The sequence below is a fragment of the Hymenobacter sp. 102 genome (assembly GCF_049949205.1).
In the GTDB taxonomy this organism is placed as follows: domain Bacteria; phylum Bacteroidota; class Bacteroidia; order Cytophagales; family Hymenobacteraceae; genus Hymenobacter.
In genome coordinates, this window is the sequence record NZ_CP188172.1 from 2,047,624 (window position 1) to 2,069,486 (window position 21,863).

Annotated in this window: 18 protein-coding genes; 4 read left to right on the plus strand and 14 right to left on the minus strand. The window is 61.3% G+C overall.

What is annotated here, in order from left to right; genetic code table 11:
- The first annotated feature begins 89 nt into the window (after positions 1–89).
- Entirely contained in the window at positions 90–2,582 is a 2,493-nt protein-coding gene (locus ACN19L_RS08795; RefSeq protein WP_426493140.1) for a TonB-dependent receptor domain-containing protein, read from the plus strand.
- A gap of 164 nt (positions 2,583–2,746) precedes the next feature.
- Here the strand turns inward: ACN19L_RS08795 and ACN19L_RS08800 are convergent, their stop codons facing one another.
- The 6 genes from ACN19L_RS08800 to ACN19L_RS08825 all read right to left on the minus strand — a co-directional run bounded on the left by ACN19L_RS08800 (position 2,747) and on the right by ACN19L_RS08825 (position 10,486).
- Positions 2,747–4,870 carry an FUSC family membrane protein gene (locus ACN19L_RS08800; protein ID WP_426493141.1) on the minus strand — a complete coding sequence of 708 codons (2,124 nt, stop codon included), beginning with the start codon at positions 4,868–4,870 and terminating at the stop codon, positions 2,747–2,749.
- 196 nt (positions 4,871–5,066) lie between these two features.
- On the minus strand, positions 5,067–6,035 hold the full coding sequence (locus tag ACN19L_RS08805) for a bestrophin family protein (RefSeq protein WP_426493142.1): 969 nt from the start codon (positions 6,033–6,035) through the stop codon (positions 5,067–5,069).
- Between the two features lie 141 nt (positions 6,036–6,176).
- Positions 6,177–8,075, minus strand: a complete 1,899-nt coding sequence (locus tag ACN19L_RS08810) for a MutS-related protein (protein ID WP_426493143.1) — start codon at positions 8,073–8,075, stop codon at positions 6,177–6,179.
- Positions 8,076–8,123: 48 nt separating this feature from the next.
- On the minus strand, positions 8,124–8,840 hold the full coding sequence (locus ACN19L_RS08815; RefSeq protein ID WP_426493144.1) for a hypothetical protein: 717 nt from the start codon (positions 8,838–8,840) through the stop codon (positions 8,124–8,126).
- A 94-nt stretch (positions 8,841–8,934) separates the two neighbouring features.
- Positions 8,935–10,017, minus strand: coding sequence for a hypothetical protein (locus ACN19L_RS08820; protein ID WP_426493145.1), 1,083 nt, complete (start codon positions 10,015–10,017; stop codon positions 8,935–8,937).
- 34 nt (positions 10,018–10,051) lie between these two features.
- Complete coding sequence (locus ACN19L_RS08825) at positions 10,052–10,486, minus strand: RidA family protein (RefSeq protein ID WP_426493146.1); 435 nt, start codon at positions 10,484–10,486, stop codon at positions 10,052–10,054.
- A 110-nt stretch (positions 10,487–10,596) separates the two neighbouring features.
- Between ACN19L_RS08825 and ACN19L_RS08830 the strand changes: the two genes are divergently transcribed.
- Together ACN19L_RS08830 and ACN19L_RS08835 are read left to right on the plus strand one after the other, a co-directional pair.
- Entirely contained in the window at positions 10,597–11,388 is a 792-nt protein-coding gene (locus tag ACN19L_RS08830) for an energy transducer TonB (RefSeq protein WP_426493147.1), read from the plus strand.
- A gap of 119 nt (positions 11,389–11,507) precedes the next feature.
- Positions 11,508–13,067: a DNA integrity scanning protein DisA nucleotide-binding domain protein gene (locus ACN19L_RS08835; RefSeq protein ID WP_426493148.1), complete on the plus strand. Its 1,560-nt coding sequence runs from the start codon at positions 11,508–11,510 to the stop codon at positions 13,065–13,067.
- 23 nt (positions 13,068–13,090) lie between these two features.
- On the opposite strand, the gene ACN19L_RS08840 is transcribed toward ACN19L_RS08835, so the two are convergent.
- The 7 genes from ACN19L_RS08840 to amaB form a co-directional block, all read right to left on the minus strand.
- Positions 13,091–13,669, minus strand: coding sequence for a hypothetical protein (locus tag ACN19L_RS08840; protein WP_426493149.1), 579 nt, complete (start codon positions 13,667–13,669; stop codon positions 13,091–13,093).
- A gap of 126 nt (positions 13,670–13,795) precedes the next feature.
- The gene (locus ACN19L_RS08845; RefSeq protein WP_426493150.1) at positions 13,796–14,308 is read right to left on the minus strand and encodes a DUF4442 domain-containing protein; all 513 of its coding nucleotides are present in this window, start codon (positions 14,306–14,308) and stop codon (positions 13,796–13,798) included.
- A gap of 131 nt (positions 14,309–14,439) precedes the next feature.
- The gene (locus ACN19L_RS08850; RefSeq protein ID WP_426493151.1) at positions 14,440–14,901 is read right to left on the minus strand and encodes a PPC domain-containing DNA-binding protein; all 462 of its coding nucleotides are present in this window, start codon (positions 14,899–14,901) and stop codon (positions 14,440–14,442) included.
- A gap of 168 nt (positions 14,902–15,069) precedes the next feature.
- Positions 15,070–16,308: a hypothetical protein gene (locus tag ACN19L_RS08855; protein ID WP_426493152.1), complete on the minus strand. Its 1,239-nt coding sequence runs from the start codon at positions 16,306–16,308 to the stop codon at positions 15,070–15,072.
- A 3-nt stretch (positions 16,309–16,311) separates the two neighbouring features.
- The gene (locus ACN19L_RS08860; RefSeq protein ID WP_426493153.1) at positions 16,312–17,073 is read right to left on the minus strand and encodes a hypothetical protein; all 762 of its coding nucleotides are present in this window, start codon (positions 17,071–17,073) and stop codon (positions 16,312–16,314) included.
- A gap of 140 nt (positions 17,074–17,213) precedes the next feature.
- Positions 17,214–17,780: an RNA polymerase sigma factor gene (locus tag ACN19L_RS08865; protein WP_426493154.1), complete on the minus strand. Its 567-nt coding sequence runs from the start codon at positions 17,778–17,780 to the stop codon at positions 17,214–17,216.
- A 255-nt stretch (positions 17,781–18,035) separates the two neighbouring features.
- Entirely contained in the window at positions 18,036–19,634 is a 1,599-nt protein-coding gene (amaB, locus tag ACN19L_RS08870) for an L-piperidine-6-carboxylate dehydrogenase (RefSeq protein ID WP_426493155.1), read from the minus strand.
- A gap of 116 nt (positions 19,635–19,750) precedes the next feature.
- Here amaB and ACN19L_RS08875 point away from each other — a divergent pair, with 116 nt between their 5' ends.
- Positions 19,751–20,161 (plus strand): hypothetical protein, encoded by a 411-nt coding sequence (locus ACN19L_RS08875; RefSeq protein WP_426493156.1) that lies wholly within the window; start codon positions 19,751–19,753, stop codon positions 20,159–20,161.
- Positions 20,162–20,282: 121 nt separating this feature from the next.
- Here ACN19L_RS08875 and ACN19L_RS08880 read toward each other — a convergent pair whose 3' ends face one another.
- On the minus strand, positions 20,283–21,791 hold the full coding sequence (locus ACN19L_RS08880) for a Do family serine endopeptidase (protein WP_426493157.1): 1,509 nt from the start codon (positions 21,789–21,791) through the stop codon (positions 20,283–20,285).
- Positions 21,792–21,863: the final 72 nt, after the last annotated feature.

Sequence of the window (21,863 nt, forward strand, 5' to 3'; positions counted from 1 at the left end):
TTTAGATTTTTTCTAATCACTTATTTAAAATCAATCTTAACAGTGCTACTTTTGCAGCCGAAACCGGGTCCTATCTCCCGGGTTGGTCTATGCGAACTACTTCTCTGCTGCTTTCCTCTCTGCTGACGGCCACCGTGCCGGCGCTATCTGTTACTGCTGCTACCCCCGCGTTTTCGAACGGTCCGGGTGAAACTGGCCGCGGGGCCACCCTCACCGGTACCGTGCTCGACCGTGCCGGCCAGCCCGTGGAAGGCGTGCTGGTAACCGTAGCCGACCGCTCGGCCACCACTGATGCCCGCGGCAGCTTCCGCCTCTACGGCCTGCCGGCCGGCGAAGCCACCGTGACGGTAACCGGCCTCAGCACCAAACCACAGACCCAAACCCTTACTCTGCAGAGCGGGCAGGCCTACACCCTGCGCTTCACGCTGGAAGAGGCCCTGCGCGAGCTGGCCGGTGTAACGGTAGCCGCCAAAGCCACTCGCTACGCCCCCGAGGTGGACGGTACTACCCTCACGGCCGGTAAGAAAAACGAAATCATTCAGCTGGATAAGCTTGATGCCAACCTGGTGGTAAACTCGGCCCGGCAGGTATTTGCCAAGGTGCCCGGCATTACGGTGTGGGAAAGTGACGGCTCGGGCCAGCAGATCAACGTGGCCAGCCGCGGCCTTTCGCCCAACCGCAGCTGGGAGTTCAACACCCGCCAGAACGGCATGGACATCAGTTCCGACCCCTTTGGCTACCCCGAGGCGTACTACAACCCGCCGCTGGAGGCCGTGGACCGCATCCAGATTATCCGGGGCGGCGGCTCCTTGCAGTACGGCCCTCAGTTTGGCGGCATGCTCAACTACGAGCTGAAGCACGGCCCCCGCGACAAGAAAATCGAGTTTGAAACCAGCAACTCGGTGGGCAACAACGGGCTGGTGGGCACCTACAACTCGCTAGGTGGCACGGTGGGCAAAGTGAGCTACTTTGGCTACTACCAGCAGCGCCTGGGCGGCGGCTGGCGCGACAACTCGGAGTTCAACATCCGCAACGCCCACGTGAACGTGCAGTTCCAGGCCACCAGCAAGCTGCGCCTCGGGGCCGAAATCAGCCACCTGGGCTACGAGATTCAGCAGCCCGGCGGCCTCACCGATGCCCAGTTCTACAACGGCAACGTGCGCAACAGCTCCCGCAGCCGCAACTGGTTCAGCACGCCCTGGACGATTCCGGCTTTCACGGCCGACTACCAGTTCTCGGACCGCACCCGCCTGAGCCTGAAAACCTTTGGCCTGCTGGGCGAGCGGAACTCCATTGGCCTGGCCAGCAGCGTGGGCGTGGATAAGCCCGATGCGGTGAACCCCGCCACCGGCCAGCCGGCCAACCGCCAGCTCGACCGGGACCGGTACCGCAACCTGGGCTCGGAGCTGCGCCTGCTCACCGATTACAGCCTGCTGGGCCAGGAGCACACGCTGGCTGCCGGCGTGCGCGTGGCCGCTGCCAACCTGGGCCGCCGCCAGCAAGGCAAGGGCGACACCGGCTCCGACTTCAACCTGGACCTGCAGGCCCCGCGCTACGGCCGCGACCTGAGCTTCCGCACCCGCAACTACGCCGCCTTCGTGGAGAATATCTTCCGCCTGGGCTCCCGCCTCACCCTCACGCCGGGCGTGCGCTACGAGGTGATTGACAACGAAGGCCGCGGCTACCTGAGCCTGAACGCCGACGGCTCGGAAAACCAGATCAAGCAGGACTCGCGCCGCCGCGTGTTCCTGTACGGGGCCGGGGCCGAGCTGCGCGTAACCGACCAGACCAACCTCTACGCTAACTACTCGCGGGCCTTCCGTCCCGTAACCTTCGGCGACCTGACCCCGCCGGCCACGTCCGACGTCATCGACCCCAACCTGAAAGATTCCCGCGGCTATAACGCCGAGGTGGGCTACCGGGGCACCTGGGCCAAAGTGCTGACCTTTGACGTGGACGCTTTCTGGCTGAACTACGACAACCGCATCGGCACTATTCGCCGCCTGGTGCCGGGCAGCACCACCCAAACCCAGCAGCTGCGCACCAACATTGGCACCAGCGTGCACAAAGGCGTGGAGGCCTACGTGGAGTTGGACCTCATTCACGCCCTTACCCAGAACTTCGAGCTGCCCCACCTGGACGTATTCGTTTCTTCGGCCCTGGTGGATGCCCGCTACACCCGCCTGCTGACCACTACGCTGGCCAACGGCGGTATTCAGGAAGGTGATTTGAAAAACAACCGCGTGGAGTACGCCCCCAAGTACACGCACCGCGTGGGCGCTACCTTCGCCCACAAGGGCCTCTCGGCCACGGCTCAGCTCACACGGGTTTCCAGCGTGTTTGCCGATGCCAACAACACCGTAGCGGCCAATGCCGCCGCCACCACCGGCCGCGTACCCGGCTACTCGGTTACCGACCTCTCGGCCACCTACCGCTTTGCCAAGCGCTTCACGGTGCGCGGCGGCCTCAACAACGTGTTCGATAAAAATTACTTCACCCGCCGCTCGGGCGGCTACCCCGGCCCCGGCCTGCTGCCCGCCGATGGCCGCACCTGGTTTGCCTCGGTGGGCGTGAAGCTGTAAAGCTTATCCAGTACGGGTTGCAAGCCGAAATCCCCGGACAACAGGAAAGAAATTTCCTGTTGTCCGGGGATTTTCATGTGGTGGTGCTGCACGCAGCATTTGCCTCTGATCCTCGATTTTGCCTACCCGCCAGACCGTCAAACCGGGCGAAGCATGACAGGAGTCTACTTCAGCACGGCTTCCGTCACCTTGCCAATATCACTGCTCACCTTTTGGATGAACTCCAGCTGTTCGCCCAATTGGGCATCGGGTGAGTGCGCCGGAGCGGGCGTGGGCAGGTCGGTGGGGAGGTTTTCGGGTTCCTGAGCGTCGAGGCGGCGGAGGCTGCGGTGCAGGGTTTGCTGGGCCTGCCGCAGGTTTTTGAGGCCGCTGGCGGGCAGGGCCGGCCGGGTTTCACCGTTGAGCAACGACGAGGTGATGGACGCCACGTTGGACGACAGAATGTGGTTGAGCACCACAAACTCGTGCACCTCGGCGGGGCGGTGCTGCTTGCCCCGGGGTTCCGACATCATGCGCTGAAACGCCGCGCCCAGGTTGGCCGACGAGACGTACACCTCCTTGCGGGCCAGTTTGTAATCAACCAGGGCCACCGGCGAGCCAATGAGCACTTCCTGCAGGGTGCGCAGGTATTTGAGGTTGGCCCGCAGCACCGCCTTAAAGTAATCCTGCAGCTGGTCGGACTCCCAGCGCGGAAACAGCAGGTAGCCCACCGAAAACGCAATCAGGCAGCCCAGCACCGTGTCAAACACCCGTTCCTCCACCACCTGCACGTAGCCCAACCCCAGGAAGCTGAACAGGATGAGAATGAACGGCGTCATGAACGTGACGGTAACCAGATAGTTGATGCGCACGAAGCTGTACGACACTACCATAAACACCACCATCAGGCCCAACAGCACCTGCCGGTCCGGTATCAGCCACAACAGCCCAGCCCCCAGCACCCCGCCGGCCAGCGTACCCAGCACACGCTGCACGTTGCGCTGCTTGGTGAGGCTGAAGGCGGGCTTGAGCATATAGGTAATCGTCATGAGTACCCAGTAGCTGTGGTGGCCGGGCAGCAGCTTGGTGATGATAAACCCGATGAGGCAGGCCACCAGCATCCGCACGGAGTGGCGGAACACCCCCGACTGCATCGTCAGGTGGTCGCGCAGCACTTTCACGTCGTAGCTCTGGTGCGTGACGAAGCGGCCGAATTCCAGCTCCCGCCCGGCCGGTACCGGCGAGCTGGCATCGAAGTAGGCCAGAATATCCTGGAGGCGACCCACCAGGTTGCGCAGGTTTACCAGAATTTTCTTGAGCATGCGGGTGTGGCCGGGGCGGGCGGGGTCTTCCAGCGCGTCGATGCGGCTTTTCACCCGTTCCAGTCCGGCCGGCAGGTCGCGGCGGGAGGTATAGCCGTGGTTGGCCTGAATGGCAAATCCGATGCTTTCCAGCTCGGCCGCTACTTCCTCAATTTCCCGGGCCACCACGTCCAGCACCCCCGTGGCCTCAAAGCGCCGGTGCAGGTCGGCGTAGTCGTAGTAGGTGATGGTAATCTGCTCGTAGAGGTCCACCAGATCGACAAACGTGAGCACCAGGCGGCGGCCGGTGCCCGTGGAATCCTTCACGAGCTGGCGGGTTTTGAACAGAATTTCGCGCACGGCATCCTGCTTCTCACTCACCGTTACCTGCTGCTGCACCAGCCGGCGGTAATCGGCCTCCAGGTTGGTGCCGGTGCGGTAAAACTCAGCTTTGAGGCGCAGAAAATCGGCAATGGCCCGGATACAGTCGCCGAGAGCCTGCTGGGCCACCCGGTGCGGCCGAATCTGGTTGAGCAGGCCCGCAATACCGGCGTACCACAGCCCGCCCAGCAGCACCAGCCCCGCGTAGGGCAGTACCTGCCCGGGCGGCAGCGGCTTATCCAGCATCAGAATCATGATGAGCAGGCCCGCCGTGCCCACGGAGCCGGCGCGGTTACCGTAGGCCAGCAGCAGCGTAAACACGAAGCTGGCGCCCACCACTACCGCGCCCAGCAGCCACGCATACGGCTGAATAAAGCCGGTTATCAGGGCCATCAGGCCCACCAGAACTGTGGCGGCCAACATGCCGTTGCGCTTGTGGCCGGGCGGCCCGGGCAAATCGGCCAGGCTCACGCACACCGCCCCCAACGACACGGTAAGGCCCGTTTCCAGGTCGCCGTGCCAGCCCAGCAGCAACCCTGGCAGCAAAATGGACAGCGTGGTTCGCACGCCATCCGAAAATTCCTGACTGGTGAAAAAATAGCGAAGCTTACGGACGGAATCAGTCATGGGGGAAGCGGCGGGGGCCGGCGGGCAGCAGGCACACCATCAAGCAAGCAGATTTGGGCATTAAACGCAACCCTCTGCCGAAAGTATGCCCTCTACGTGTACCAGAGGCCGCGGCGGGACCGGATAATACGAAAGGCAGACGACGACTGCCGGGGTGCGGGTCGTGGTCTGCCTTTCGCAGAGCGCGGGTTAGCCGCTAGTACAGGATATCCTCTACTGGCTCCAGCTTGGGCGGCACCTCCGTTTCGCCCAGCATCTGGCGCAGGTCGATTTCAATGGAGCGGCAAATTGCCGTCATCGATACGTCGTTCATGTTGTTCTCGAACGGATTCTCGCTGTTGTGGCCCACGGTTTCGATGGTGGAGAACACCCAGGATACCAGCACTGAAAACGGCACCGTCAACCAGATGTGGTTAGGACCCATCTTGGCAAACTCCGTTACCAGGCCCAGGGGCATCAAAGCCGTGAACAGGTACACAAACACCATGCTGAAAAAAGCGTACTGGCGCGGAAAGGGTGTGTTTTTGATTCGCTCACAGCCCCCTTGCAAATCGTAGAGGGTTTCGAGCGTATTCATCATGGTTACGTGCTGAAAATCGTTGAGCAGGCCCCGCTCCTCGCGTAGCTTGCGCAACTCAGCGGCCTGCTGCCGGATCAGTTGGGCGGGCGGATTGGCCAGCCCCCGCAGCTTTTCCGATTCTTCCTCAGCCAGAAACGGAGCCACGGCGGAGTCCCACTGCTCCGGCTGGCGGCGCAGGTGAATGCGCAGGGCATTGCACCAAGCAATCTGGCGGTACACCATGCGGCGGTGGCGCTGGGTCAGCTCCTGGGCCGAGGCCGGTGGCGCATCCACATCCGGCGCATCCACTACGGACGTAACGAATTCCAGGGCTTGCACGGCCACCATGCGGCTGCTGTTTACAATGCCGCCCCACAGCCGGCGGCCTTCCCAGAAACGGTCGTAGGAGCCGTTATTTTTAAAGCCGATATAAAAGGCTACGGCCGTACCCAGCGTAGCTACCGGCTGCCACGGAATAGCGACCGAATGAATTTTCAGGGGACCGTACACCAGGCACACCAGGATGCTGTACACGGTGAACACCGTTACCGACTTCCAGCCCAGTTTCCAGATAATATGCCAGCGGAGATTTTCGCGTATGTACACAGAGCGAGGGGTAAGCGTGAGAGAAGCAGGATAAGCGAGTAAGGTAGAGGGCTAAGATTAACCTCCTATTAAACCCGGCAATTCTGTACGTCCTTACGCAGGTTCCCCCTCCGGGAGTTACCTCATCCTAACACAATCAACTCAGGCGGGCTCGTCCACCACAATTCCCATCAGGCGCATTAGCTGGCTGGCGTTGAAGGAGCGGCACACACCGGGCGTGAGGCGGTAATCAAAGCGCAGGGTGCCATCGGGATTAAGGTAACTGTTGAAGCTCACGTTGCGCACGTGGGCCGGCAGGTCGGTTTCCAGAGCGGCCAGCTCCAGGTCGTGGGTGCTGATGAGGCCGCTGGCCAGACGGTGGCGCAATTGGTATACCAGCGCCCGGGCCCCGCGGTGCCGGTCCTCGGAGTTAGTACCCTTCAGAATCTCGTCCAGCAGGTAGAAAACGGGAGTATCAGTGCTTAGTGCTTCGTTAATAGTGCTTAGGTTCTCGGGGGATATGGCAGGTGGGCCGGGCTTGCCATCCGTCAGGTCCAGCAGCAGGCGCAGGCGCTTGAGCTCAGCGTAGAAGGAGGAAGTGCTTTCGGCCAGGTTATCGTTGGAGCGCATGGCGGTGAATACCTGAGCCGGGCCGCAACGCAGGGCCTCGGCAGATACCACCGCGCCGGCCTGAGCCAGCACCAGGTTCAGCCCTACGGTGCGCAGGAAGGTGCTTTTGCCGGCCATGTTGGAGCCGGTTACGATGACCGTTTGCCCGGCCCCGGTCGTCTGGAAATCATTGCGCACGCCTTCCCCGCCGAACAGCAGCGGGTGGCCCAGCTGCCGGGCTTCTACCGTCAGGGCCGGGGCCGTTACGTCGGGTTCAGCAAAGCCGGGGTTGGCCGCCCGGAACGCGGCCAGGCTCACCAGCGCATCCAGCTCGGCGGCGGCTTCCAGCAATGGCTCCAGTCCGCCGGTAAGGCGGCGCTTCCAGCGTTCCAGCTGCCACATGCCCCACAGGTCCCAGAGCAGCAAGGTATTCAGTACGCCCGCCACGGCCGGGTTCTGCCGGGCCGAAAACCAGCCCGCTACCCCCGACAGCCGCCGCAACAGCTGCGCGGCGGCCGTGCCGCCCGTATCGTGCAATACCCGGTGCAGGCGGCGCAACGCCGGACTTTCCCATTCTCCTTCTTCGAACAGCGCCAGCTGGTCATGGGCGGCCCGTAGCGCGTCGCGGATAGTAGTGGTTTGCTCGTAGTACTCAGCCCGCGGGGCGGCGAAGCGGTTATTCAACAGCACGGCGGGCAGCAGCAGCACCAGGGCCATACTGTACCCGTTCAGGGCCGCCAGTATAGCCCCAATGCCCAATACCGGCAGCACGACCATCAGCGGCAGCAGCCACGCCCGTCCCGCGAAAAAATCGGGTTGGCGCAACCAGCCGGAGAAGGTGCGCGGGTCCTGCTCCTGCCGGGGAAAGTGCCGGGCCCGGGCCTGCCACTCCTGCTGCCAGGCCACATCGGGGGCCAGCTCGGCGGCGGCCCGCTGCCGCTCCTGCACGACGGCCGGGGCGGCCGGGGCCAGCAGCCAGCCGGCCAGCCAGTCCTGTCCCAGCCGGGAGGTGCTGCGGTTCAGCAATTGAAACACCGAGTGCGGCCCAAATACATCCAAGTCGGCGGCGTAAGGATGCTGAGCATCGAGGTAGCGCAGGCCGGGGTCGAAGCCGCTGAGCTTGCCGGCCAAACGGGCCAGCTCGTCCTGGTTCAGCTGGGCCAGCAGGCGGTGATGCTCGCGCTGGTAGCCTACTTTGCTGTGCCACTGCACCAAGCCCAGAAACAGCAGATACGCCGCCAGCACCACCCCAAAACCAGCCAGCACTTCACCGGCGCTAAACAGCACCCAGGCCCCCACGGCGGCCCCGCCAAACACCAGCAGCCGCACCAGGGCCACCAGCCGGTGCCGGCCGGCAAAGTAGGCTTCCCGCTCCTGGTGGTAAGTCAGGTTTTCCTGGAACAGCTCGGCGGGGGCAACGGCAAGCGGGCGGAATTCAGGGGAAACGGACACGGCAGCAGAAACGGGTGAAGCTGCGAAGGTACGGCCCGGGGCGGGAGGTTAATATGTGAAGTGGGCGGTATTGGAGCCGATTTGCGAAAGCGCCGGGTACACAGTCCGGCGCGTATCAGGGTCCACGTACGTGTCAGCGTAGGGATTTTCAGCATATACCCGTATCTGAATAGGAGTACCCGGTAATAACCCGGCGGCCCGCAACTGGGCAAACGTCACCACATCAAAATATTGGTCGTCGCCCACATTGGTTTCTCCTCCCACTGACAGGGAATAATCCGTTGACGACACCGGCCCTGACTGGAAAAAAATCCGGTGCCGACGCGGCGGCAATCCGGCAATATTATCTCGACCCACTATGCCAGATACGTACACTGCATCGGGACCCATTTTTACCAATGCACTGGCTATGGTATAAGTCGGTTGCGCGCCCAGCGTCACTAAAGGTACTTCACTGGAGCCCGTAGCCGGATAGTTCAGTAGCTTATATGTGCCCACGTATTGCTTGGTGAATGTCAGCGTCTGGGACCCGGTGATAGTTTTCAGTTCGTATTGTCCATTGCCATTTGTGGCCGTGGCGGCAGTGGCACCCTTTACTTCAATGTTATCGATGGTTACCCCATTGCCAGTAGAAGCTGGCGTGCCGAACTCAGTAACAAGCCGCACTTTACCCGTCAGCACAACATTAGGTACTGATTCATCACGCTTGCAGGATGCCAGCAAAAACGCACTTACCGCTAGCCAGCTTAATTGTTTGAAAATCATAAAATAGTTAGGTTATATGTATCGAAACAGAAAATACCTTTATCAGGCTATATGCTACGCTATACTCCTTTTGAGTTTAGAAAAACTCTGGCCGCTATAACCGGCGCAACGGACTGTTGGACTTCAGAAAAGGCTTGAGCTCAGCATGCGTGAAAGTCACCAGAAAACTTCCGGTTAGCACTTTCCACACAAGATTTGACAAGCCATCATACGAAACCGGGTGGTCGAACACGAGGCCGTCGGTACCAATGGTGTATTCAGTCGTGCTCCTCAAAGAAAACTCCTGGCTGAGCACACCGGCATTATCCTCTGCTGACAAAAAATCATCCTGCTCATATTCTTTAGTTTTCACCGCCAGTTTCCGCTGGCCCAGCGCCAGAAACTGCGGCAGTAATTCCGGCTTCAGCTCAGCGGCCAACACGATGGGGAAGCCCGTTACCAAATCCAGGTTATACGTTTTGCTGTCGTACCACACGCTGGCTCCCAAGCCTTCGGTTTCGGCGGTGAGGCTCAGCAGGCCCCGGGCGTTGTAGTTGACGGAGTAGTCGGTGCTTTGCGTGCCGCTGTGCTCGGCCAGTTGCTGCCGGAGGCCGGCTACGTCGTCGTTGATCAGGTTTTGCAGGGAAAACCAGTGCGTCAGCAGCCGGGTTACGCCCGCGTCGGGCACCGTCACAACCGGCACCCGGAACGCCTGCAGGTACGTTTTCGGGGTGATGTGCGCTACCAGGCCCGTTGGGCGGACGGCCCCGCCCACGCGCCGAAGTTTCACGGGCAGCAACTTAGTACCCGAGGCATTAAACCACTGGCCCATCACCTCCGGCTCGTTGGCCTGCCCCAGGCCAATGGTGAACCAGCCGGTAGCCTCGGCCGCAGCCGACGGGTTTTCGCGCAGTTCTAAGGCCTGCGTCGGAACGCTGGGCCGGGTAAAGCCTCTTAACTCCAAGGGCTGCCCTTTGGATAGATAGTAGTACCGGCCGGTCAGCAAGGTATCGGCCTCGCCCGAACCGAGTTGCAGCTGGATGGCGTATTTGCCCCCAATCTGACCTTCGTACGTGCCGGTTAAAGCCTGGAGCCTGGCTACCTGCTCAGCTCGCAGGTTGGCCCAGGTATCCTGGGCCCACGCGGCCGGCTGGCTTCCCAGTACCGTCAGAATCAGAGCTACTACCTTTCCGGTCATACTCAGCGAATTACTCAGTTACTCCGCTACTCAATTACTCTCCCACCGCCGCCACGCACTTCAGCTCAATGGCAATGGGCGTGGGCAGGCGGTTGATTTCGACGGTGGTGCGGCAGGGCTGGTTGGTCTGGAAATACTCGGCGTAGAGGCGGTTGTAGGTGGCGAAGTCGTCGCGCATATTGATGAGGTACACCGTCACGTCCACCAAATCCTCCCAGCGGGCTTCGGCGTCTTCCAGGATGTAGCGCACGTTCTGGAACACGGCATGGCACTGGCTCTCGAAGTCGTAGCGCAGGATATTGCCGTCCTCATCCAGCTCCACGCCGGGCACGTGCTTCTGGCCCCGCTGCCGTGGCCCCACGCCCGACAGAAACAGCAGGTTGCCCACGCGGCGGGCGTGCGGGTAGAGGCCCACCGGCTCGGGGGCGCGGGAAGAGTTGTGCGCAGCGGAAGTTACGTCAGGTTCCATAGCGTCAAATCTACCGAAAACCCGAACTTTTCGTACTTCCCGGAAACTGGTCCGGGAGCTGGTGCGGTTGTTGTGCCAACCGGCATCCGGCCTGTTACTCTTCCGCTGCTATGAAACACGTATTCCGCTCGTTGCTGCTCACGGCTGCTTTCGGCGCTGCCGCCTGGGCACCCGCCGCCGCCCAGAAACTGAAGTACCCCAAAGCTCCCGCCGCCGCCGAAATCTACGAGGCGGTGGAGAAGCCCGCCGTGCCGGTGGGCGGCGTGGAAGCCTACGCTCAATACCTGGCCGATAACCAGCAATACCCCACGGCCGCGCTGCAGGCCGGGGCGCAGGGCACGGTTACTGTGTCGTTCGTCATCGAGAAAACCGGCTCCATTTCCAGCGTGGCCGTGGCCCAGCCCCTCAACCCGGCCCTGGATGCCGAAGCCGTCCGGCTCATCAAAGGCGGCCCCCGCTGGACGCCCGCCCAGCACCGGGGCGGCGTAGTGCGGCAGCGGGTATCGGTGCCCATTGCGTTTGAAATTCCGGCGGAAAACGGCAGCGGCGCTGCTACTACCCCGGCTGGCACCGCCGCCGCGGGCCCCGTTACGCAAGTGGTGAAGCCTGATCAGCCTGCCCGCCCGGCAGGTGGCACGGATGCCTTTTTCGAGTGGATTCAGCAACACCAGCAGTACCCCGCCCTGGCCCGGCAGAAAAAAATTCAGGGCCGGGTAATGATGGAGTTTGTGGTGCAGAAAGACGGCTCCCTCACCGACATAAAGCCCGTAAAACGCCTCGGCTCCGGCCTCGACGAAGAAGCCATCCGGCTGATTAAGGCGGCCCCCAAGTGGGAGCCTGCCACGTATCAGGGCCAGCCCATGAAGCAAAAGATGGTGTTGCCGGTTGTATTTACGCTGTAGCAACGCCGCTATTTCTTCGGCGCATTATCAAGTAATTTCCGCTTTCACCCGTCAGCCCGTGCACCTGCGCTGCTGCACGACCAGGCCAGCCGCGTGCCCCGCCTGCTTTCCTTCCCGCTATGTTGTCGCCCCTGCCCCTGCTTGCCGCTCCTCCCGTTGCTTTTGGAACCCCGCTGCCGCTGCCGGACAGCTTTTCCATCTGGCCCTACCAGGCCCGGTTCCGGCAGGCTGCGCAACTGATTGCCAACGGCATCTTCGAGGCACTGGACGAAGACCTCGACCCCTACGTGCTGCTGCTGGCCCTGCCAGTCAACGACGCCGACCAGTCTGATCCAGCCTCCATTTGCCTGGAACCGGCCGATTATGGCCTCGACGGGCAGGCCTTCGCGGAGGCCCGGGCCCGGGGGCGGTACTATCAGATGCTGCAGCCCTGGTCGTCGCCCGATGCGGAGTTTATGAGCGAGGAGATGGTGCTGCGTAAGCAAACCGCCCTGGGCCTGCGCCTGGCCGTGCAGGAAGTGTTTGACGATTTGCCTACGGGCAAGTACCTGTATTTTACTGGTCCGGGCGTACGTATTCAGCAGCACTACGTCATGCCTGTACTGCGCCTGAACCGCAAGCCCGCGCAGTCTTACCCCACCCTGCAGAAAAACCGCTACTACACCGACGGCCGTTTTCTGTCCTATTCACTGCTGATGTCGGCCATTCTGCGCTTCCACGAGGAGTGCTACAAGTCGCTGACGGAGCCGGAGCCCGGCTCGGGCCTGCTGGTGCGCCCCCGCGACACCGACGAAATCATCCGCTCGGCGGGCAAGCTGTTCATGGATACGCCGGCTCAGGACTTGGGTATGAATCCGGCCGCCACCAAGCTGTTTGCCACCTGCAACACCATTTCCTCGTTGCGCTACGAAGGCGCCGAGGGCATTGGCAAGCTGCTGCTGGCCCGGCGTGGCCACCCCAACCTCTCGGAGGTATTCGCCCTCACCTGCCCCACCCCGCTCACCGACTACCGGGCCGTGCGCAAGCTGCTGGAGATGACCACCTCCGACGTAAGCCTGCTGGCCGACGGCGAGAACGTGTATGCCCTGGGCCGGCAGGTGGGCCAGTACGATGCCTCCCGGGAAGATTTGTTTGTCATCAACTTCGTGACGCACTACGCCTGGGAGTTTCAGCACGGCGGGCAGGTGCTCATGCGCGCCCACTACGGTATGCCCAGCCTGCCCCGTACCCGCCTCAACCGCGCCCGGTTTCGCCGCGACCTGAAACAGACCTTCCAGCTCACTGATAACGTCAAGATTGAGCGCCTGTGGGATGTGGTAGTGGAAGCCAGCCGCCAGAAGCACGGCACCCTCCTGGTCATCACCACCGAAGCCCTGGCTGAAGCGGACCGCCTCAAGCTGCAGTGCACGCTCATCGAGCCCGTTCCGCTCACCCCGCTCATTACCCGCCTGGTTACGGCCATTGATGGGGCCGTACTCCTCGACCCCGACAGCTACTGCTACTCGATTGGGGTTATTCTGGATGGTAAGGCTTCCGGCCACGGCACCAGCACCCGCGGGGCCCGCTACAACTCCGCCATTCGCTACGTGGAAAGCTCGCCTTATCCCTGCTTGGCCATTGTGGTGAGCGAAGACGGGCTGGTGGACGTGATAACCAAGGAAAGCCTGCGGGAGGAGTAAGTGACACCAGCGTTGCTGGCACTTTACCTGCTGCCGTGTGCAGTTTGCGTGTACTGGTCGGCTTGGGCTAAGCGGGCCAGGTAGCGCAGCTCGCCGCGTTTTACGCGGTTGATTGGCTGGTTCCGGTCGCAGATGCTGGTAGCAAAGTACGGCGGGATCGGTACGGGTGGCCCACCGTACGGGGAAGCTTTCAGGCTGACCTGATAGGCGTACACCAAGTGCTCGGAGCCGATGGCAAACTGTTTGCCGCACATGGAACTCTGCATTTCGGTGTAGAGCTGCACCGTGGAGCTATGTTGAGGGCCTTTAAACTGCCGGCTCACGGCAAACGTGTAGCGTAGTTCCTCGCGTCGGATCAAACGGATACGCCGCTCAACGGGGCCCTGGTCGGCAACCTGTATGGTATCGGTAGTTGCCACGGTATCCACGCGCAGCACCTGGCCCACAAAAATCAGGGCTTCCTGCCGGTAGGCCGTTGCAATTTTTTGTCTTTCAGAAGTCCGTGCGCTTACGCAGGTACAGGCTTCCGCCACCGCAACGTGCAGTAGCAGATACAAAAACAGGGTACTCGCCTTTACGTCGGCAGCTGTTGCACAATGCATCTTTGGGATATTATCAGTATGCCAACTCAGATGCAGCGTGAAGAGCTATTCCATATTGCCTATTCATTTTTTTTCGCTGGCTTGAAAAAAAGGCAGCTTGCTTCTGGTGGCATTCTCGCTACCTACTTACCGCTTTGCCCGGAATGACCAGGTAATGCGGAAAGTAGCTACCGTGTCGCCGGCGGCATCGGTGCCTACGCTGGTGCATACCACAGTGCGGCCCTCACCGGTAGCCCGGCTTTCGGCAATGGCCTGCCCGATGGCGGCCCCATCGGTGCTGGTGAAGCGAATCAGGCCCACCGCCTTCTTGGTAAACTCCGCTTCCAGGCCCGTTACCAGCATGGAAACCGGGGGGCCGGCCTGCACGTGCATCATGCTCAGCAGGCCGCTGGCCATTTCGGCGGCCATACTTAGGCAGGCAAAGTAGATGCTCCGGAAAGGATTCTGGGTGAGGTACTTATACGGCACCGTTACGGTGGCGCGCTCCGCCGTCAGCTCGGCCACGCGCAGCCCGGCCAAGTAGGCCATCGGCAACCGCCGCAGCATAAACAGCTTCAACTTCAGCGGATTGCTGATGTCGCGGCGAAACTTTTCCAGGCGGGTAGTATCGGGCGCGGAGGTGGCGGGCGTAGTGGTCATGGCAGGAGCGGTTGGGCTGCTGCAATGAACAAAAAATACTCGGCATGCTGAGTATTTTTTGTTTCGTTATTTCCCCAAAATGCGCCATACCAATGGCAGAACCCGCAGTTGCGCCACCATTTCCGGCCGATTTATTTCTTGCTCTTGCCGGGTGAAGAGCTGGCCGGCGCGGGCCGCACTTCCAGTTCCTTATACCCATAGGTAGAGTCCGTTTCTCGGCGGAAATCCAGCTCCGGCAGCTCGCCTACTACCACTTCCAGCGTAGTGTACACGCGGTTGCCGGCCAGCAGGTGGCCGCCCACGGTGCGACCCGTTGAGTCGGCCACGGACAGGTGCAGGTGGCTGCCGTTAACCGACAGCGTGCCCACCAACGAAACCACTTCAAAATGCCCCTGATACACGGTAGGATCCTCCTGGTTGGCCAGCCGCAGCGTGGCGGTAGTGAGGCTGCCCACCGCTGAAAGCACACAGGCAGCGCGCAATTGCTGCTGCTCGGCAAAAGCCTGCAGTTCCTGCCGCACATCCTGGCCTGGCCGCAAACGCAGGGCGTACGCACGCATGGAAGATGAAGTCAATGAACTGGATACAGGCATGGGAGTAGTAGTTGACTGGGCGCCGGCCGAACCCACCGCCAGCATCAGCACTATTATAGGTACAATACAACGCAGCATACGCAAAGGACGCGAACGGACAGCAGGTATAAAAACAAGCCCGCCCGACTCGGGTGAGTCGGGCGGGCTATTGTGTACTGGTGCCGAGGCTTACCGGTTGAAGCTCACGTTGCCGTAGCGCACCTTGATGTTTACATTGCCGGCATTGCGCGCTGGCACCGCCCCAAACGAGCCCTGCAAGTCACTGGAACCACCCGTAGTTTCTTCCGATTGCACTTTCACCAGCCGCTTATCCACCAGCAATTGTCCGTGCTCGGCATTCACGTCGAAATCGAAGGCCGCTCCATCGGGGAAATTGAGCAAGATAGTGCTGTAGCCCCCATCTAGGTTAATCTGGCGAAAGTTGCGGCCGGTATTGCGCACCTCAAAGGATGGGCAGTACTGCAGCTTCATATCCAGCTGGTTGCTGAGCTTATCGATGCTGAATTTGGAGTAGCCGGAGCTACCACGCAGATTACGCACCGTACCCAGGGCCACGTCGCCGTACTTGCTGTGCACCGTCAGGTCCTGCACCGTACCAATGTCGATATCCGAGGAGTTGTTGCGCAGGTCAATGGTGCCACCATCGGTGAGGCGTAACTTGGAGTAGGAAGCATCCACCACCATGCGGCCAGCGTAGGGCACTGAGCACTGGGCGTTGCACAGGCGCACCGTGTTGCGGGCTCCCTCCAACCGGGCCGTGCGCAGGGAACCGTACTCCACGGCCAGTTCCGTTACCCCGCTCACGTCGCTGGTCAGGCTGATTTCGCCGAAAGTGTTATGCAAAGCCAGCGGGGTGTTTTTTGGCACCCACACCGTGTAGTTTACCTCGTAGAGCTTGGTGCGGCTCCAGCACTCCCGGGGCATAGCCCCAAAGTGGGAGCGCACTGCAATGCCACCCGTGGCAGGATCTTTCGCCAGCAGCTGCACCTGAATCATCTCCTGGAGCTGCTGAGCTTTTTCCTCCGTCTCAGCCCGGGTAATCACGTCCACATCGGTCCGAATTTCGGGGCGGTTCCATACGTTTACCTGCACGCGGCCATAGCGGGTGTCGAGCGTGTAGAGTTTGGTGGCACTGGCCGGGAAAGTCCGGCTGATCTTGCGCACCTTCTCCACAGCGGGAGTAGGCTGCGCTTCGTCCTGCGGGCCCTGGCTCCCGCCACCCTGCCGGGCATCCGGCGCTCCTTGCTCGGAGCCAGGCAGCCCCTGCCCGGCGGGCGCGTAAAAATACGCAGCTGCTCCCTCAGGAGTTGGTAGCTGGGCCAAGCCGTTCAGCGTAGTAATGCAGAGCACCCCGGCCAGCGCCGTCTTGCGGCCGGTCTGGCTCAACTTCAGCAGATAGCGGTGCATATACTAAGGGATTCGGCGGCTGTCGGCCACCATGTACGGTTGGCTATGATAGTCCCGAATTCGCTCGCGGGTGTGCAACTGCTGAGTCAGCAGCTCCAGCCGAATCTGCATATTGCGGTTCATGGCTTCCAGTACCACATCAGGTTCCGGATTGCGGTACAGCTCGGTTTTCAACTGCTGGTAGGTAGAGTCGAGGGCGGCCAATTCCTGCTGCCAGTCGGCTTTAGGGGCATTACCCACCGTTTCGGCGGCTACCTGGTGCAGTTCCTGCTGCCGCTCGGCAATCTGAGCCGCATAATAAGACTCCATGCGCTGCACTGCGCTAGCCAGGCGCTGCTCGGGGCCGGCAGTCGCCGCCGTGGCCGTCAGTGCCGGGCCCGTGTAAAAGTCCTGCTCAGCTGTGCCGGGGGCGGCCACAGCCAACGCTGGCTGGCCGGTACGCGTCCAGATGGTGGCTTCGGTGCGATGCTGCCAGAACCAGGTACCTATCAGCAGCAGGGCCGCTACGGCCGCCGCTACACCATAAGGACGGGCCGAGCGAATGGCCGCCGTGTCGGGAGCGGCAGCCGGAGCGAGGGGCGCCGGTTCATCGTTTGAAAAAAGAGGCACAATTCGCAAGGGAGCTTCTTCTTCACTATCCGTTTCAGCATCCAGCTCCATCTCCAGGGCAATATCGTCCCAGAGGTTCGGGCGGGGCTCAAACGCGTCGAAGTCGGCGCGGTGGCGTTCCACAAAGGCTTCCAGTCCGGTTTTCTTCTCGTTCATGTCAGGTGGTAGTACTAAGCGCGGTGCCCATCGGGGCAAGCTGGTTTGGCAGAAGGGGTGGCTTGGCAGCCAGCGGCCGAACTGAAAGGCAACGCGTAAGAGCAGTGGTAAATGGTATGGAGCTATTGCCGGAGCTGGCCCTACAGGCCATGCTGACGGGCCAGTTCCAGCAGCTTTTTACGGGCCCGGCTGTATTGCGACTTGGACGTGGACTCGGTAATATTGAGAATACTGGCAATTTCGGCGTGGTCGTAACCCTCCAATAGATACAGCGAGAGTACCACGCGGTAGCCGTCGGGGAGTTCCTGCACGCAGCGGCGCACCACGTCGGCCCGCCAGCTTAGCTCCTCCCCGTCGAGGCTGCCCACCACGTCGGTGTCGGCGGCGGCCCCATCGTGCTGCTCAGCCAACGGCACCAGCTGCAGACGCCGGTTGCGCAGGCAATTGATGCTTTTGTTGATGACGATGCGCTTCAGCCAGGACCCGAACGACGAATCACCCTTGTAGCTGTGCAGTTCCCGGAACGCGCTCAGAAACGACTCCTGCAACACGTCCTCCGCCTCGGCATAGTCGCCGGTGATGCGCAGGCTGGCGTTGAACATAGCCTTGGAGTAGCGCTTGTAGATTTCGGCCTGGGCGCGCCGGTCGCCTAAGCGGCACCGCTCGACCAGCGGCGCGTTGATGTCAGTGTACGCAAATGCCTCCATTGGTTGCTGTGTTGGCGGGAGTTCGGAAACGGGTGAATCGTAAATATCCAACTTTCCGGGGTAAAACGACTTAGGCTGGCAGGTAAGCAGGTGAAAGACAGCAGCCCGCCGGGCGGGGTTGCACTGGTTAACAACCGGAAGTTGTGTTTTCGTGCCATCTGAAATTTCTTCGATACCTCTTCTCGTAAGATAAACGGCCCGCCCGGTAAATCCGAGCGGGCCGTTTTGGTGCTTCGCAAGCTAAAGCATGCGCTACTACACGTCGAATTTGATACCCTGGGCCAGCGGGAGCTGGGTGCTGTAGTTGATGGTGTTGGTCTGGCGGCGCATGTACACGCGCCAGGCGTCGGAGCCGGATTCACGGCCGCCGCCGGTTTCCTTCTCGCCCCCGAACGCGCCCCCGATTTCGGCGCCGCTGGTGCCGATGTTCACGTTGGCAATGCCACAGTCGGAGCCGGCGTGGCTGAGGAAGGCCTCGGCTTCGCGCATGTTCACCGTGAAGATGCTGGATGACAGGCCTTGGCGCACGCCGTTCTGCACGTCGATGGCGTTTTCAACGCCGCCGCTGTACTTGATGAGGTAGAGGATGGGCGCGAAGGTTTCTTCCTGCACCGTGTGATACTCGTTGCGGGCTTCCACAATGGCCGGCTTCACGTAGGTGCCGGTTTCGTAGCCGGCACCGCTCAGGATTTCGCCCCCAATCAGCAGCTTACCGCCTTCGGCCTGCACGGCTTCCAGGGCTTTCCGGAAGCTGGCTACGGCATCCTGGTCAATCAGCGGGCCAACCAGCGTGCCTTCCTGCAAGGGGTGGCCGATGGGCAGGTTGGGGTAGATTTTGAGCAAACGCGCCTTCACATCCTCGTAAATGGAATCGTGGATGATGAGGCGGCGGGTGGTGGTGCAGCGCTGCCCCGCCGTACCCACGGCCCCGAACACGATACCCGGCATGGCCAGGCCCAAATCAGCATTTTCGGTGAGGATGATGGCGTTGTTGCCGCCCAGCTCCAGCAGGGCGCGGCCCAGGCGGGCTCCTACCACTTCGCCTACCTTCTTGCCCATGCGGGTGCTGCCCGTGGCCGATACCAGCGGCACGCGCGTATCAGCGGCCATTTTGGCTCCAATTTCCGCGTCGCCGATAATCAGGTTGAAGATACCTTCGGGCAGCTCGTTTTCGCGCAGTACATCCTGCAGGATGTGCTGCACGGCCACGGCCGTGAGGGGCGTTTTTTCGGAGGGTTTCCAGATGCAGGTGTCGCCGCACACGGCGGCCAGCATGGCGTTCCAGCTCCACACGGCCACCGGGAAGTTGAAGGCCGAGATGATGCCCACCACGCCCAGCGGGTGGTACTGCTCGTACATGCGGTGACCGGGCCGCTCGGAGTGCATGGTGAAGCCGTGCAACTGCCGCGACAGGCCCACGGCAAAGTCGCAGATGTCAATCATTTCCTGCACTTCGCCGAGGCCCTCCTGCAGAATCTTGCCCATCTCGTAGCTCACCAGCTTGCCCAGGGAGTCCTTGTACTCGCGCAGCTTGTTGCCAATCTGGCGCACGATTTCGCCGCGCTTGGGAGCGGGCATCAGCCGCCAGGTTTTGAAGGCTTCCTGGGCTTTCAGTACCACCTGCTCGTAGTCGTCGGCGGTGGCCAGGGCTACGGTACCAATGGTGCGGCCGTCGGCGGTAGAGGTGATGGTGCGGGTCTGGCCATTGTCGGCACCGCCCCAGCTGAGGCCGGTGCTCCAGGCGGCGTTATGGGCCGTGATGCCCAGCTCGCGCAGCACCTGCCGGATGCCGTGGTGGTCGTGGTCCTGTACGTCGGTGCCGGTGGCAACGGCTTCTTCAAGCGCTTGTTTCATGGGAATGAAAACGGGTATAGTTGGGTGGGAACGAGAAGTTGAATGAGGTGCGCCGGAGCGTTCAGCAAAGCTAGCAAAACCATTCTGAGCACGCGGCCACTCCGTATCTTTACCGTATGCCCTCGTTCCTCTCCCTCACTCCCCGCCCCGATCTGCACACTCTGGTAGCTCGTTGGACCGATGATGGCCCTACTCTCCAATTGCAGCAGGATTACGCCAACATTCTGGCTCAGGCCCAGCAACACCGTCTGGCGCGGTGGCTGCTGGATGTGCGCCGCCGCGACCAGCTAAACCCCGAACTGGGTCAGTGGACTACCCACGTATTTTACCCGCAGGCCGCCACGCAGCTGGCCCCGCAGCACCTGCGCATTGCGGTACTCTGCTCTCCCGGTCGGCTGGCCGTGTACGAGGCCGACCCAGCCCAGCAGCAGTACCTGGCGTATGGCCTGGAACCCGGCCGTAACTACGACCTGCGCCTGTTCATTGAGGAAGGACACGCCATGGAGTGGCTGCAAGGCAGTAGCTGAAAACACCGAAACGTCATGCAGACGCGCAGCCGAAGCATGACGGCTACCTACTTGCTGAATAGCAAAAACGCCCTCCGCTGCAGCAGCGGAGGGCGTTTTCAATTTTGGAACAAGCCGCTGGTTACTGGGCCTGCCCGATGGGGTAATATGCTTTGCGGCCGTCGGGGTACACGCCTTCTACCAGGGCGCCTTCGGTTTCCTTGGCGGCTTCGAGGTAGCGCTGCACGTCCTGGGGCTTCTGCACCTTGTTCTTATCAATGCGGGTGATGATGAAGCCATCGGCAATGCCGGTTTCGCGGAAGTTAGAGCTGCGAATGCCACTGATTTTGGCGCCGCCCTCAATGCCCAGCTTGTTCTGCTCCTGGCGGGTTACCGGAGCCAGCGAAGCGCCTTCGTACTTAATCACCGAGGCTACTTCTTCCCGAATAATATCGGTAGTGCCGGTGGAGTTACGCAGGGTAGCACTGGCGGTATTTTCGCGGCCATCACGCAGGTAGGTTACTTTGATTTTGTCGCCGGGGCGGAAGCGGGCCACCTGCTCCTGCAGCTGCGAAGAAGTATTCACCTTGGACCCGTTGATTTCGGTGATGATGTCGCCTTCCCGCAGGCCGGCATCGGCGGCGGAGCTGTTTTTGCCCAGGCCCATTACGTACACGCCGTTCAGGGTATTGAGCTTCTTCTCGGAAGCCAATTGGGCATCTACCTCCCGGATCTGCACGCCCAGCAGGGCCCGCTGCACCACTTTATACTTCAGCAAGTCGTCTACTACCTTGCTCACAATGGAGCTGGGCACGGCAAACGAATAGCCCACGAACGAGCCGGTTTGCGAGGCAATGGCCGAGTTGATGCCAATCAGGTCACCGTTGAGGTTTACCAGGGCCCCGCCCGAGTTGCCGGGGTTCACCACGGCATCGGTCTGCAGGAACGATTCCACGCCCATGCCGTCTTCGCGGCGCAGGATGTTGATGTTGCGGCCCTTGGCTGAAATAATACCGGCCGTAACGGTGGAGTTCAGGTTAAAGGGGTTGCCCACGGCCAGTACCCACTCCCCTACCTTCACCTGATCGGAGTTGCCGTAGCGGATGAAAGGCAGGTTATCGGCCTTCACCTTCAGCAAGGCCAGGTCGGTGGTGGGGTCGGTGCCTACCAGCTCCGCCTGGAACTTGCGCTTGTCGTCCATCACCACCTCAATCTTATCGGCTTTATCCACCACGTGGTTGTTGGTGACGATGTAGCCGTTGGCGGCAATGATAACGCCCGAGCCCGAGCCCTGCTGGGGCCCGCGCTGGCGGCCCCGGCCCTGGTACTGGTCTAGCTCATCCCCGAAAAACTGCCGTAGGAAGGGGTCCATGCGTGACACGTCGTCCTGGTTCGACTTAGGGGCATACTCCGTCATTACGTGCACGACGGCCGGCGTTACGGAGGCGGCAGCAGCCGTGAAGTTGAGGCCTTCGGGCACCGTGTAGGTGCTGCTGCGCAGTTCACTGGTGTACCGTACGTTGGGGTCAGCGGCTACGGCCTGGGGCGAATACGGACGCGCCGGCTCCAGCAGCTTGTACCCACCTACCGCCACGCCACCACCGAGAATGGCGGAACCGAGCAGGCCGAGCATCATTTGTTTTGCTTGCATGGGTAAGAAAGGGGTGAAAAATGAACTAGATGACTTGAAAATACAACAGAAACGCGAGCAGACCATGTTTAC